The sequence below is a fragment of the Blastococcus sp. SYSU DS0539 genome (assembly GCF_054050855.1).
The window spans coordinates 169,428-182,293 of the sequence record NZ_JBJHAF010000010.1 but is presented as its reverse complement, the minus strand read 5'-3'; the positions used below and the strand labels follow the sequence as shown (position 1 = coordinate 182,293).

11 protein-coding genes are annotated in these 12,866 nt (G+C 68.3%); 5 read left to right on the top strand and 6 right to left on the bottom strand.

Annotated features, from left to right (window positions below):
• Window positions 1-904: tetratricopeptide repeat protein (locus ACI790_RS14135; RefSeq protein ID WP_456570409.1), on the bottom strand; the 904-nt coding region annotated here is incomplete at its 3' end.
• 705 nt (window positions 905-1,609) lie between these two features.
• Window positions 1,610-2,095 carry a hypothetical protein gene (locus ACI790_RS14130; protein ID WP_456570408.1) on the bottom strand — a complete coding sequence of 162 codons (486 nt, stop codon included), beginning with the start codon at window positions 2,093-2,095 and terminating at the stop codon, window positions 1,610-1,612.
• 400 nt (window positions 2,096-2,495) lie between these two features.
• Between ACI790_RS14130 and ACI790_RS14125 the strand changes: the two genes are divergently transcribed.
• The gene (locus tag ACI790_RS14125; RefSeq protein ID WP_456570407.1) at window positions 2,496-3,428 is read left to right on the top strand and encodes a TetR/AcrR family transcriptional regulator; all 933 of its coding nucleotides are present in this window, start codon (window positions 2,496-2,498) and stop codon (window positions 3,426-3,428) included.
• A gap of 279 nt (window positions 3,429-3,707) precedes the next feature.
• Window positions 3,708-4,082 carry a hypothetical protein gene (locus ACI790_RS14120; protein WP_456570406.1) on the top strand — a complete coding sequence of 125 codons (375 nt, stop codon included), beginning with the start codon at window positions 3,708-3,710 and terminating at the stop codon, window positions 4,080-4,082.
• Between the two features lie 114 nt (window positions 4,083-4,196).
• On the opposite strand, the gene ACI790_RS14115 is transcribed toward ACI790_RS14120, so the two are convergent.
• Window positions 4,197-4,322 carry a hypothetical protein gene (locus tag ACI790_RS14115; RefSeq protein WP_456570405.1) on the bottom strand — a complete coding sequence of 42 codons (126 nt, stop codon included), beginning with the start codon at window positions 4,320-4,322 and terminating at the stop codon, window positions 4,197-4,199.
• A gap of 722 nt (window positions 4,323-5,044) precedes the next feature.
• Entirely contained in the window at window positions 5,045-5,443 is a 399-nt protein-coding gene (locus tag ACI790_RS14110) for a hypothetical protein (RefSeq protein WP_456570404.1), read from the bottom strand.
• A 352-nt stretch (window positions 5,444-5,795) separates the two neighbouring features.
• Between ACI790_RS14110 and ACI790_RS14105 the strand changes: the two genes are divergently transcribed.
• The gene (locus ACI790_RS14105) at window positions 5,796-6,314 is read left to right on the top strand and encodes a hypothetical protein (RefSeq protein ID WP_456570403.1); all 519 of its coding nucleotides are present in this window, start codon (window positions 5,796-5,798) and stop codon (window positions 6,312-6,314) included.
• A 378-nt stretch (window positions 6,315-6,692) separates the two neighbouring features.
• Here the strand turns inward: ACI790_RS14105 and ACI790_RS14100 are convergent, their stop codons facing one another.
• Window positions 6,693-9,008, bottom strand: a complete 2,316-nt coding sequence (locus ACI790_RS14100) for a DUF262 domain-containing protein (protein ID WP_456570402.1) — start codon at window positions 9,006-9,008, stop codon at window positions 6,693-6,695.
• Entirely contained in the window at window positions 9,005-10,714 is a 1,710-nt protein-coding gene (locus ACI790_RS14095) for a GmrSD restriction endonuclease domain-containing protein (protein ID WP_456570401.1), read from the bottom strand. The genes ACI790_RS14100 and ACI790_RS14095 overlap by 4 nt, the downstream gene beginning before the upstream one ends.
• A gap of 459 nt (window positions 10,715-11,173) precedes the next feature.
• Here ACI790_RS14095 and ACI790_RS14090 point away from each other — a divergent pair, with 459 nt between their 5' ends.
• Together ACI790_RS14090 and ACI790_RS14085 are read left to right on the top strand one after the other, a co-directional pair.
• The gene (locus tag ACI790_RS14090; protein ID WP_456570400.1) at window positions 11,174-11,677 is read left to right on the top strand and encodes a hypothetical protein; all 504 of its coding nucleotides are present in this window, start codon (window positions 11,174-11,176) and stop codon (window positions 11,675-11,677) included.
• On the top strand, window positions 11,674-12,180 hold the full coding sequence (locus ACI790_RS14085) for an NYN domain-containing protein (protein WP_456570399.1): 507 nt from the start codon (window positions 11,674-11,676) through the stop codon (window positions 12,178-12,180). The genes ACI790_RS14090 and ACI790_RS14085 overlap by 4 nt, the downstream gene beginning before the upstream one ends.
• Window positions 12,181-12,866: the final 686 nt, after the last annotated feature.

Below are 12,866 nucleotides of genomic sequence, written 5' to 3'. Positions count from 1 at the left end.
TGCGGCCGAGGTCGGCCAGCCGGTTGGAGAGGTTGTTCAGGGCGCCGGCGAGGTCGGGGGTGTAGGCGTCGGGGCGGGTGGCGGCCAGGTCGCGGTAGAGGGCGACGGCTTGGTCCATGACGGCCAGCGCCTGCTCGGTGCGGCCGAGGTCGGCCAGCCGGTTGGAGAGGTTGTTCAACGAACTGGCGAGGTCGGGGGTGTAGGCGTCGGGGCGGGCCGCGGCCAGCGTCCGGCGCAGGGTGACGGCCTCCTCGATCGTCGCCAGTGCTTCTTCATCCCGCCCCAGGCTGGCGGCGGTGACCGAGTAGTTGTTGAGCGTTGCCGCGAGATCTCTTGATGACGCATCCGATCCGGTAGATGCCAGAAGGCGTAGTAGCGCCAACGACTCTCGGAGGGCCTCCAGCGCCTGCTCGCGTCGACCAAGAGTGGCCGCTGCGATGGAAAAGTTGCGTAGGCCTCCAGCAAGACCACGCCCGTAGGTTGTCTGATCCCTTTCCGCGAGGTTGCGGTACAGGTTGACTGCCTGGGTCGCGGCCTCCATCGCGTCGGACAGTCGGCCCACCCCGCGATAGACGACGGCCAGGTTGTTCATCGCTTCAGCCAGCAGCTCTAGCGAGCTGGTGTCGGTGTTCGGCTGACGCCGAAGTAGGCCAGCTGCCTCCTCCAAGAGGTCCGCGGCTCGCGGTAGGTCACCCAGCTGGGTGGCAACCGCGGCCCTGTTGCCAAGCGCTGCGGCAAGATTGCGCAGGTACCGCTCCGGTGAGGCTGCCGTCAGCTCTCGGTACAGCGCCACCGCCCGCTCACTTGCGCGCACCGCCCCCTCAAGGTCGCCAGATCCAGCTCGATCGAGCGCTTCGTTGTTCAGTTCTTGGGCATGCCGGGCCCGGCGCTTCTGCTCGAGCATCACAGTTCCTCGTCAGGGCGAGCGATGTATCGCATGGCAATGTCCTGGCTGAAAATCTCGGTCACGACGGTCACGTCACCGCGTGTGACTTCCCGTCGGAGCACCACACCAGCCGTGCTGGTTGTCACCCGCCTGCCGTGCCGTGAGGTCTTCGCGGCACCCCGCGTTTGACCAGACGCCGCTCGCTCAACGCGAAACGAGGCGATCGCAGCCAGGGCGGTGCAGATCCCGACCGCGGCCCACGCAAGTGGATTGGTACTGAGATCCGTGGCGACATTGACGGCGACACCGGTGGCCGAGGTTATGACGGCGGTGGCTGTGGGGGAAACCCAGCTCGGTCGCCGGCGGTCTTGGCCCACGCTGAGCGACCCTATTCGCGAGAGCTTCGTAATCCGCGACACCTTCCCCCTGTGTCGCGCCGCCGCGTCCGGGGCTGTTGGTTCTCTGCCGTGCGCCGTCCTCACCTCCGTCCACGTGTTGAGACCACCAAACGGCGAATGTCTGCGTGAGTTCGCTTAGGTGCTGGTCGACGCCCGCTGCGGCGAGGGACTCACCGTTCTCACGACGAGGCGCAGGAGTTCCGTAGGTCCCAGCCGGTGTGGCGAGCAACGGACCTGCATCGCCGCGGGGTGTCCGGTCGGACAGAACAACGCCGCCGGCCGTGGCGGCCGGCGGCGTTGATCGTTGCCTGCGGTGGGTTGTGGATCAGGGGCAGGCCTGTCGGGGGGCGTAGGCGTAGGCCCCGCCCAGGAAGCCGATGAAGTTCGTCCGGTACATCTGCTGGCCGGGTCGCCAGCCCCGGTTGTAGCAGCTGTAGTTGGTCTCGTTCGTCAGCTCGATGTGCAGGTGCACCCCGGTCCAGCAAGAGTTGGAGTGGTAGCTGCCCACGGTTCCGACCGTCGTTCCCCAGCGGCTGACCCAGGCTCCCTGGCTCACGCGGGGGTTCACGTGGGCGTAGGCGACCCATCCAATGCGGGTGCCGCCCTCGTAGAGGCCGATCACGACGGTGTGGCCGCCGCGCTGGCGGGCCTGCTCATACGTCTCGCCGGCGCGGATGGCGCATGACAGCAGCACCTTCTCGACCTTCGCGCCGATCGACCGGCCGCTTTGCTGGGGAGCCGCGTAGAGCTTTACCTCCTGTCCGGCCCAGACCTGCCCGAAGTCAGCACCCCAGTCTCCGCGATAGGGCATTCCATTGGAGTAGGTGTGATGTGCGATCGGGAGGGAGCACCACGCGGAGGGGTACTGCGCACCCGAGCAGTACGAGGCGTCTGGCCAGGTGCCGTCGACCGGCGACCCCACCCACACCACCGACCGGGCCGGGGCCGCTTCGGCCGCCGGCGCGACGGCCAGCGAACTGAGGAGCGCCACGAGTGACAAGAGCAGGGTTGCGACGAGGCGTCGCGGACGGATTGCAGCTTGGTGCGGCATCTGGGGTCCTCCATCTGTCGCTCGCCCATTCGGCGGAGGCGGTCTATGCGCGGGGTACCGTGCGTGGTATGGATGCTGCACTTGAAACGTCAAGACCACAAGACATGACACTTTGAGATGCGCGGTCCCAAAGTCTCACGGCGTGTCCGATCGTAGGGTGATGGAGATGACTGCTTTGGGTGGGAATGACGCGAAGTCGCAGAGCTCCATCGACCTCGCACAAGCTGCTGTTGGCGGTCGTCGCGGTCGGCTCAGCCTGGAGGAAGTGCGGCAACGAGTACTGGACACGGCGCGGACGCTGCTGGTCGAGCAAGGCGGTCTCCGCGTGAGCCTCGAGCACATCAACCTGGAAGTGATCATCGCGGCGGCGAACGTGCCGCGCTCCTCGGCGTTCCGGCAGTGGAAGACCAAAGAGGACTTCGTCGTCGACTTCCTCTGCGAAGTTGCGGGACGGCCCGACTGGATCGGCACCGCGGCCTTCGACGAACGAACGATCACCGCAGCTTTGACCGCGGTTCAGGACAACGCGCACCTGCTCACCGACTCACCGGTGGACCGTCGCAAGCTCCTCGACGAGGTGGTCCGGCGCGCGATCGCTCGAAACTTCGAGATCCTCATGGAGTCCCAGGCTTGGCGGACCTACGTAGCGCTGACCGCGATGGTGGCGTCCATGCCGGCCGAGGAGGCGCGGTCTCGGATCCTTGATCGCCTCCACGAGTCCGAGACCACCTTCATCCGTCGGATGACGAACTTCTACACGAACATGTCGGCCTTCCTGGGCTTCCGACTTCGGCCGCCGTTCACATACGAGCATCTCACTGCCGCTGGGGCCGCAGTGATCGAAGGCCTCGCTCTTCGATACGGACTGAACCTCAGCCTCATCGACGAGCCACTGTCGATAACCGCCGACGGCGAGACCCGCGAATGGTTCCTCGCGGCCGCTGGCTACAAGGCCGTGCTCGACGCCATGGTTGAGTTCGACGAGGACTACGTCGTGCCGGACGAGGAGACCATGGCGGGGATCCTCACAGCACCACTGGAGTCCCTTATGACGGAGCAGTTGACGACCAACGAGGGCCCTCTGGGTACCTGAACAAGCCGGCCGGTCCACTGCTTGCAGCTGGACGGGGGACTCTTCGTTCTCACGACGAGGCTCGTGAGTTCGCGGTCACGCACAGCGGGTCCCGCCGCTCGGGTCGGATTCTGTGTTGGGGGCGCGTGTCAGTGCCCTCGGGGGTCGGTGTGCTGCTGCACATTGAGTGCACGGGCCCCGACCGCGGCCCGGATCCGGAGGGTGAGGGCGGCCGTGACACAAATCAGCGGGGACCAGGGGACCGGTCAGGGAACGTGGGACTGCGGGGAGCAGCCGTGGGTGCGTCAGGCCGTGCCGGCGGGGACGTCGGCATCGACGCACCGCGGCGGCGGCGCCGTCTGCTACTTCTGCGGGCGGGACACGGTGAGGATTTCGCACGCCGACCTGCACGCCGACACCGGTCGGGTGCAGCTGTACTGCGACAACACCCACTGCGCGGCCCGGGAGGTCACCGTCCTGGTCGAGCGGGACGGGGTAGGGGCCGGCCGGCGCGCCGACGTGCGGGCGCTGCGGGCGCTGGACTATCCCGCTCACCTCGACGAGCCCCGGGTGCACGCGAACGGGCTGGCCACCCGCAAGCTGCGGGGCGCGCCGGACGGGAAGTCCCTCGAGCGGCGGCGAAACACCGAGCCGCTGGACCTGCTGATCCCCTGACCCGCCGGTTGCTGACGTCGGCGGGCGGTAGCGCCGGCCGGGCCGGCGCTACCGGGTTCCGCCCGCGGAGACACACACCTCTGACGGGCTGGCCGAGTTGAGCCGCCTGTCGACCTAGTCGTCGAGGAAGTTCGGGATCGAGCACGTCAGCCGACGCTCGGCGACGAGTTCACGCAGGCGGTCGACGGTGAACATGACCAGCCTCGTGAAGATCGGCATGACCCGCCGGCTGGAGCCCATGGAGTGGATCCGCGAGCTTGGCGACGCTGTGCACGAAGCTGCTCGGCAGGTCCGGATGCACCCCGGCACCGAACAGCGACGACTGCGACATGCTTCCGATCATGCCTTCCGGGACGACCCTTACACCGGGCGCTCTGTGGGGGCCCGGCTGCCGTTCGGACGCGCACCCGCGCCGAACGGGTGGGTCATCGATCGCGCCGTCGGGGCCGTGGCACGTAGCCCGGCCGGGCCCCTCGCTCAGGGTGGCGCAGCCAATGTCGCGCTGAATGAGCTCGCCCACCGCTGACTTCGTCGGTGGCCGGTCGGCCTAACCCTGCCGTCTGGCAGCGTGGCCTGACTCGTCGGGCCAGCGGACCTAGCGGTCAAGCCTCAGCCGGTCGCCCTGCCATCCTGTGGCCGGCAACGCCACGGACGGCCCTTCATGACGACACTCGGTCTTGGTAGCTCGGGGCCACGCGCCGCAGCACCAGGGGGCGCCCGACGAGGCCCGGCACCCAGCGGGGGACCTACCGTTCCTACGACGAGGCGCACGAGTTCTGCATGTCGCCGGTCGATGGGCCGTGGCCTTCAGTCCTCCAGCATTACGCCCGCGTTCGACCTGCTCGGCGTCCGCGTTGTGGCCCACGGGCCGTGGCGGACTCGCGTCGCAGCGCACCTGGTGTTCCGCCCTGCCGGGGCGGGGCGGGCGATCCACCCGGCTGCGCCCCCACGCCAGTGGAGTCCTACCGGTGCCGCCCCAGCGTGGGCAGGCCGCCGGACACGGTGCCCCACTCACGACCCGGGCCCGGGTCCCGCCGGGCGCGCATGGCAGGGGTCGGCATCGCCGGGGGAGTGCCGGCCGGGCCGCCGCCCTGTCGCGGTGCGGCGGAACGCGCCGCGTCCTCCTTCCGCGGCACGCAAGCCAGCCGCGCCCGCAGCTGCGCCAGCCGCCGGCGAAGCGGATGCAGCGCTGGCAGGTCCAGGTCGGCCAGGGTCTCCTGCGCGGCGGTCAGCCGCGCGGCGGCCAGGTCTATCCGCCGTTGCGCGATCAGCTCCTCGGCCTCGGCCAACTGTGCGGCCAGCCCTTCAGCCGGGTCAGCTAGGCCCTCCTGCGGTCGGTCGGGGACCTGCCGGGAGCTCATGCCCGGCATCCTCGCGCACCGCGACCGGCGGGCGCGTCACCGGAACGGAGGGATTCGGCGGCCACGCGCGCCGGCGGCGCCGACGGTGCCGGTCACCGAAGCAGACGCGCGACCGGACGGTGACACCCGCTCCGGGCAAGGACCCGACCCGAGGAACGTCGGCGGGGCCAGGGCGGCCGGAGTGTCGTTCGACAGACGGGAAGTGTCGTTCGACGGAGCCGCTGACCGCCAGTGTCGTCCGGCGGACGGCGCGAGCCTCCATCGGAACTCACGACCGCTGATTGCCGATCCCGGCGGGCAGCGCACGGTGTCAGGCGTCCTGCACCATCCCGTCTGCTCGAGGAGTTCCGTCATGTCCGCGCTGATTCCCCCGCGCACCCCCGAGAAGCGGCTCGCCGCCCGCGCCGCCAGCCGCCGCGCCCGCGCCGTCGACCTGCGCTGGGCCGCCCGGTGCGAGGAGATGGAGGCCGTCCTCGACGACCTCGCCGCCGCGCTGCTGCCCCGCCCGGACATCACCCACGTGGTGGGCTACCCCTGCGAAGGCATCGACTGCCGCTACGACAAGGGCTTCACCCCGACCGACCACGACATTTTCCCGCACCTGCACCTGGACGCCATCGTCTGCACTGCCGCCGGCGGCGGCCTGGTCCTCGTTGACGGGGATGAGGTTCCCGGCGCGCTCCGCGTCGCGGACCTGGAGGAGGATCCCGAGGGTCGCCACCCGGACAGCCGTGGCTGGCAGGTCGACGCTCCGTACCGCGCCGTCCCGCCGGCCGGCTTGGACGACGTGGACGAGGGTGCCGTGGACGTCGACGAGGTGTGGCTGGACGCCGCCGCGCTGCGCTCCCGGATCACCTACCTTCCGACCTGATCGCAGCCCCATCACAACGGACACCGGTCCTGCCCCGGCCTCGCAGGGGGTTCCGCGGCGCTGTTCGCGTCCGGGAAGTGAGTGAGAAGGCCGACTGGACGAGGTCAAGGACGCGCTGCTGCTGATCACCTACGAGGGGAGCCACGGCCACGTCGCCGTGCTGCTCGAGGACGTCGGCTTTGACCCGTGGGTGGTCCAGTCCTGCCGCCGGCTCCGGCGCCGATGCCGCAGCTAACGCCGCCGGCTCACCGGCCTCTGACCAGAAGGCGGGAGTCGGCGACCGTCCGGCGCACCGTTTGGGTCATCCGCACCGACTGCGCTGACCGCGCCGGGGCCACCCCGTCGACCCCGCTGGCGGTCGACCAGCGGTTGTCGGCATCACAGGCCGCCCTCGACGAGGGCCTTCAGCACGACGGCGCCCTTCACAACTCGATCTTCGACGTCGACGACGGAGCCGTCCGTATGCTCTCGCTGCGCTACCGGAATCCGGAACCCGCCCTCGTCCTGCACTAGGTCGTCTCGCCGGGCAGACAGCTCCTCGAGAACGGCCCGGTATGCCTTGAGGCCCGAGGGATTGACGGTGAACCCGGGCTCCTCCGCCCGCAGGCCGGTGCCGCTGCGGAGTAGTTCCATCCAGCGGGCGGTGGTCGGCCAGCCGGTGAACCATGGATTCCGCACGGCGTCACTGACTCCGCTCTCGCGAAGGACTGCGAGCAAGAACGGGTCCCGGTAGTTGCTGTTCAGCTGCGTCCTGCGGAGCATGCACAGCGAGTAGCCGAGGACGCCGTCGATGCCGTAGTAGATGCCGGTTCCGCCCTCGCGCATGCACGGGTACCTCACCAGGTAGTACCGCCAGTCCAGGCGTCGCTCCGTCCGGCGCTGCTCCAGCCACGTGCCGGTGAAGTCGGTGAGGAACTCCGCGGGGGCGGCCTCGGCGTCCGAGAAGGCATCCAGGACGAGCGTCAACGCACCGCGGGTCGGGGTCACATCGGCACGCGCACCGCTGAACAGCGAACGCCAGACGCCGTCGTTGTCCGGTGAGCCGGTGCCGAACTGCCATGCCTCCGAGTTGGGCCTGCGCCGCTGGTAGTCACCGGCCGCCAGGAGAGCTGCGGTGAGCTGAGGCCAGTGGGCAGGGTTGTCGAACAGCTCGGTGAAGGCGTCCGCACGGCGGTCCAGGTGTGCTGGCTCGAGGTCGAAGGCGCTCAGCGAACCGCGCAGTAGGTCGTGGTCCTCGAGCAGGTAGACGACCGAAGACAGGTCGGGCCGACCGTCGAGGAACTGCAGCTTCTCCAGCTCACCGGACACCAGGGCGCGGGTGAAGGTGTTCACGGAGGCCAGCGCCTGTGCCGGGGTCACTTCCAGCACGAGCGACTTCACGTCGGCGACCAGCTTCGGCATGTTCTCGCGCCGCACCTCGTCGACGGAGGCAGCGAGCAGGTTCCGCAGGATCCGCAGACGTCGTGGGAAGTCGGCGCTGTCGTGCATCCGGTGGAGGAGGACGGCGTACAGCAGAAGGGTCTGGGCAAGGGAGAACGCGCGCGCCTTGCCGCGCAGCTGCCCGTAGCTGTAGCAGCAGTCGGCGAACAGGTTGCTCTGCTCGTCGGTGCCGAAGAGCACCACCGGCTGGGGCGCGCCGGACTCGACCGGCTGGTGGCTGGCGGTGAACAGCGCTGCGAAGGTGCGGGCGAGATCGTCGTGGTCCGTCCACACGTCGAACACGTCGAAGAGGAACGACAGTTGCGTGTCGACCTCGGGATTGGCGGCGCCGAAGACGACGGCTGCGCGCTGGTGCAGAAGTCCGTCGACGTCGATCCGGTTCTCGCGCCACTCGCAGACCTCGATGACGAACTCGAGGAGGCGCATGAACTCGTCGTCCACGATGTCGTCATCGCCGCGCAGGGGCCAGAGCAGGTCGGCCCAGCGGCCGTCGATCTTGTGTGCCAGGTCCTTCGCGCGCTCGGGCGACCAGGCCAGGGTTTGCTCCAGCCGGGCCTTGAAGTTCTCGAACGGCGTGAGCGGCTTACCGCGCGAGTTCATCTTGATGTAGAGCTCGTCGCCGGCGCCGACCTCCTCGATCGGCAGGAGCAGGAACGTGACCGCCGGCCGGTCCTCGTCCAGCAGGCGTGACCACGCCGCCGCCGCGCCTATGTCAGTGAAGCGACGCTCGATCGCGTCGATCATGGTCAGCATCGAGCTGATCGTCGGGTCGATGCGCCACCCGTGCAGGAACCACGGCTGGTCGACGATCCAGTCGGCCAGCCCGACCTCGTCCTTCGGCGGCGGGTAGGCGCCGATGCGCTCGCAGAAGCGTCGGGCGCTCGCGCGGGTGTCGTAGCTGAATCGACTCCATGCCTGATCGGCCGGGAGGTCACCGATTCGAATGCACAGGTACCAGTGCAGCAAGAACAAGGTGGTGAGCCGCTGCTGCCCGTCGAGAGGCAGAAGCGTCCCGTCCTCGTCGACGTCGCCGTAGACGAAGTCGAGACCGACCGGGTCGCCGCTAACAGCACCGTGAAGGACGTCCAGGAAGGACGCCCGGATTTCCTCGACGCGGGGTCCCGGTCGCCCCTGCGCGTAGTCCCGCTGAATCAACGGGATCCGGATGCTCCTGATCTGCCTGCGATCCGGGCGAGCAGCGAACAACCCCGCGTACGACGTGAGGAAGCCGTTGCGGTCCTCGAACCCGGTCACTGATCCGCTCCCTCGGTCTGGGCGTCGTCCTGCGTCCCGGTCGACGCAGGGCCGCCGGGCTCGTCGGGTGGCAGCAGGTAGGGGGACACGACGGCGACGAGCTCATCGAGGTACCCCTCCCGATCCTGGGCGCTCCAGAAGTGGACCTGCTGGGCGTCGGCAGCGGTGTAGTACTTCAGAAACGCGTTGCGCGTGCAGACCGGGATGTAGGCGCCGGCCTTGTCCCACTCGATGATCGCGCGCCGCTTGACCTCGAAGACGCCGTTGCTCAGCGCGCTGTTGACGCCGCGGTCGAGCAGGGCGAGGTTGGCGATGGAGTGGATCCCGGTAGTGCCCGTCTCGTCCGAGGTCGAGAAGACGCCGAGCAGTTCCCGCTCCAACGAACGGAACTTCGCCTCGGTGATGGACTCCCGCGCCTCGCGGATCCGGCGCTGCAGGTCCTCCCGCACGGCGTCGCTGATGTAGGGCAGGTGGGCGAGGGCCTCGCCGTGCAGCCGCAGCCACTCCACCCACTGCTCTGCTCTGTTGAGCCGCTCGGCGTTCTGCGCGTGGATGTGCTCCAGGGACCACGCGCCGGCCGCATGATCGCGGAAGGAGTAGCGCTCCGAGGAGCCGCGCGTTCGCCGCACCGACTCGACGTTCGTCAGCAGGAGCACGCTCTCGGTGCGTCCGTCGGTGTAGGTCAGGTCCCGGAGTGCGGCCTCGGTGAGGCGAAGGTGATCCCGGATGCGGTCGCGCAGGCCCTGCGCGAACTCGGTTTTGGTCCGGCCCTCCGCGAAGGCCACGAGGTCGCGGAAGCTGGCCCCGTTGACGATCAGATAGCCGATCCAGTGGTAGAGGTCCCGGTCGTCGTACCAGCCGAGGACCAGTGAGTGCAGGTCCACGATGTCTCCCCACACGTGCTGGGGGGAGGAGTCCTCGACGCGGGCGCGAAGGGCCTCAAAGGTGTGGAAGAGCGGGCTCGCGGAGTCCCGCTTCGCGAGCGTGTCCAGGAGCAGGCTGATGTGGGTGGGCTCCTCCGACGTGCTGCCGGTAATGAAGGCCCAGACTCCGGGGACGCGCAGATCGCGCTCGATCGCGTCCCACTGCGCGACCATCTCCTGGGCGCGGTCGCCCCGTCCGCCCTCAGCACGGCTGCGGGACAGAAGGAGCGCCTTCACCAGCTCGGCGTCGGTGAGGGGGATTCGGCCGACGTTCAAGCGTGTGAAGAGCGTCGCCGAGTCCTCGTGGGCACCGGCCTCATACCAGATGACCCGGACCTTCTCCGAGAGAGCCGTGTAGAAGTCGATGGCTGCCTGGAGCTTCCGGTGGCCGCGAGCGGTGAACCACTCACCGATCGCTTCGTAGGCCTTGTACAAGTGGAAGAAGTCGATGTTCTCCTCGTGCAGGTCGGCTACCGGGTCCTCCAGGTAAGCCCTGCTGTTCGGGCGGGTCTCGTACTCGAGGGAGTAGCGGACCTCGGCGGCCGGCAGCAGGTTCTCCCGCCGGATGTACAGCAGGATCAGGTAGAGCGTGGTGAGTCGCTGCTGGCCGTCGATCAGCTCCCACCGACCGTCCGCCATCCGCTTCACCACCACCGGCTGTAGGTAGTACCGATCGCCCTTGCTGGCCTCGACGTCGTCGAGCAGATGGGTGACCTCGATCGATCCCCAGCGGTAGCCACGCTGATAGGAGGGGACGAGGAAGTCACCGACGATCTCGCTCACGGCAAGGTCGGAGAGGCTCACATCGCGGGCAGCAGGTGACGACACATCTCCGGACGGTAGCCGCGACACCGACAGACTCGGCGCATCTGAGGTAGGGCATGGCTCCTTGCGTCCCCGGACTGGGCATCACGGGGAGACGGCGACTCCGGACCGTCCTTGTCGCTGCGTCGGTCGGCCGTCGCGCGCGGCGCTTGCACGACGAGGCACGCTTCTCTCGATCAGGATTCACCGCTTCGGGTCTGGCGTCGGCTCGCATGATCCACTAAGGTTCTGATCTGGGTGGAAAGCAGTTCCGGCAGCACCGGAAGTGCACCGCCTAAGTGTTCCTCGTAGCGATGAAGTGCCCTCCGGTAGTCGTACTGCCGGTGGACTTACTCGCTGCCGCTGTCCGTCCTATCTGCCCGCTTGGTTGATGCCAGCCCTTGGTGTCGGCCAGGCTTCACGATTGCGAGTTTCGACATGGAGTACCGCGCCGAGATGGGCTACCGCACACTCCCGCCTCACGACTACTTCACCCAGGACCTGGCCAACGGCAAGGTGCGCCTCTTCGCTCTGGAAGAAGTGGTCAACGACAAGGCCCAGAACGACCACTACGACAACCTCCGAGCCGTTGCGACGATGGATTGGGACTACGGCCAGGATCTGTGCGACTTCCTCAAGGACGTCATGCTCGAGATCGACGAGGAGGCTGAGCGGCTGGCGGGGAAGCCGATCTCCATTCCGGGCGAGCAAGGATCGGCTGCGCGGCAGTGGGGGGACGCTCGTGCCCGGGCCGTCCGGCAACTCACCAGGCCAGGAATAAAGTGGCCCAGCCTCGAAGTGGTCATCGGATTTTCCCGCTCCTCGCTTCCCACTGCTGTGACGACAGCAGTCTTCGCCGAACTCGCGCTGCAGGGAATCGAAGTGACGTCAGTGCCCTCTGACTCGTCGACCACCATGCTGGCAGACTCGGCCGGCCAGTGACCGTCCCAGTGTTCGCCCCGAGCAGGACTTTCCACGCCATCGACATCGACATCGAGAACCTGGTGGGTTCCGGCCGGCCTGCTGAGGCCACCGTTGCCGCGCTGCGGACTGCCTACCTCGCCGTCGTGAACGTGACGCCGCTGGACCAGATGGTCGTCGCCTGCAACCGGGGGAGCCTCGTTGATGTGGGGTTCGGTTGGGGACCTCGCCATGCGCACTACCGGGTGGGGGTCGGCCACAACGGCGCGGACTGGGAGCTGCTCGGGGTACTCGAATGTGAGGGGGTCGCCGACCGTTTCCGACAGGTCGTGATCGCTTCGGGCGACGGCATCTTCGCCCCGATGGCCGCCAGGCTCGCAGCTGCGGGCTGCGACGTCACGGTCGTGAGCCGGCGCGCCAGCCTGTCAGCTCGACTGGAACTGGCGGCGCAGCGGGTCGTCTACCTGCCCGAGTCTCGGCTGGGGGCCGCTTCAACTCCGCGGCCCACCAGGAAGTTCGCATGATCGGCGCCTACTCCGGCGCGGGGAATGGCCTTGATCCACTCCAACTGGCTGCACTTCCGGGGCTATTTGGCACGTTGAAGTCACAGACGACGCACTCGTGGAGGGTCGCCGGTGGCTAGCTCGATCAGCGATTGGTTCTTGGGCCGGCAGCTGTTGTCGCCCGGTGACTCAATGGACGACGAAATCGTTGAGTGGCAGGCGCCGTGGGACCTTCGGCCGGCTCAGCCCCCACCGCGGCGGACGAATGAGATCGCTCACGCGAAGGGATCTGGGAAAACAGGCCGGGGAACGGCGTCCGGCCGAACCGGTCGGGACGGAGCCGGTAGCGGCAAGAAGTCCCCTCGCGCCGTACCCGGTTCAAAGCCACTCGTCATCTCGGCGACCCTGCGACGACAGATCCAGGCTGCGATTCGGGAGAACCCCGATGCCGGCTCCAAGCAAATCGCAGCCGCCGTCCGAGCCTTCGGCGTACCGGTCACCAAGGCACACGTGACCGAGGCTCGACGGCAGATGCATGCCGCAAAGCGCCAGCGTGCCGTGGAGAGCCGACGTACGGCACGTCGCCGTCCGACCGCACTGCCGGCACCGGTCGCCGAGGGGCAGCGCGTTGTGGCGGAGATGCCGCTCTGCAACGCATGCGGCATTCGCGTTAGTCCAACGGGAACCTGCCGCTGCTCGTAGTCCGA

Excerpts from the sequence above, each read along its gene's own strand:
- ACI790_RS14110 (WP_456570404.1), bottom strand. The coding sequence starts at position 5,443 with ATGAGCTCCCGGCAGGTCCCCGACCGACCGCAGGAGGGCCTAGCTGAC.
- ACI790_RS14090 (WP_456570400.1), top strand. The coding sequence starts at position 11,174 with ATGGAGTACCGCGCCGAGATGGGCTACCGCACACTCCCGCCTCACGAC.
- ACI790_RS14105 (WP_456570403.1), top strand. The coding sequence starts at position 5,796 with ATGTCCGCGCTGATTCCCCCGCGCACCCCCGAGAAGCGGCTCGCCGCC.
- ACI790_RS14125 (WP_456570407.1), top strand. The coding sequence starts at position 2,496 with ATGGAGATGACTGCTTTGGGTGGGAATGACGCGAAGTCGCAGAGCTCC.
- ACI790_RS14115 (WP_456570405.1), bottom strand. The coding sequence starts at position 4,322 with ATGGGCTCCAGCCGGCGGGTCATGCCGATCTTCACGAGGCTGGTCATG.
- ACI790_RS14130 (WP_456570408.1), bottom strand. The coding sequence starts at position 2,095 with ATGCCCTATCGCGGAGACTGGGGTGCTGACTTCGGGCAGGTCTGGGCC.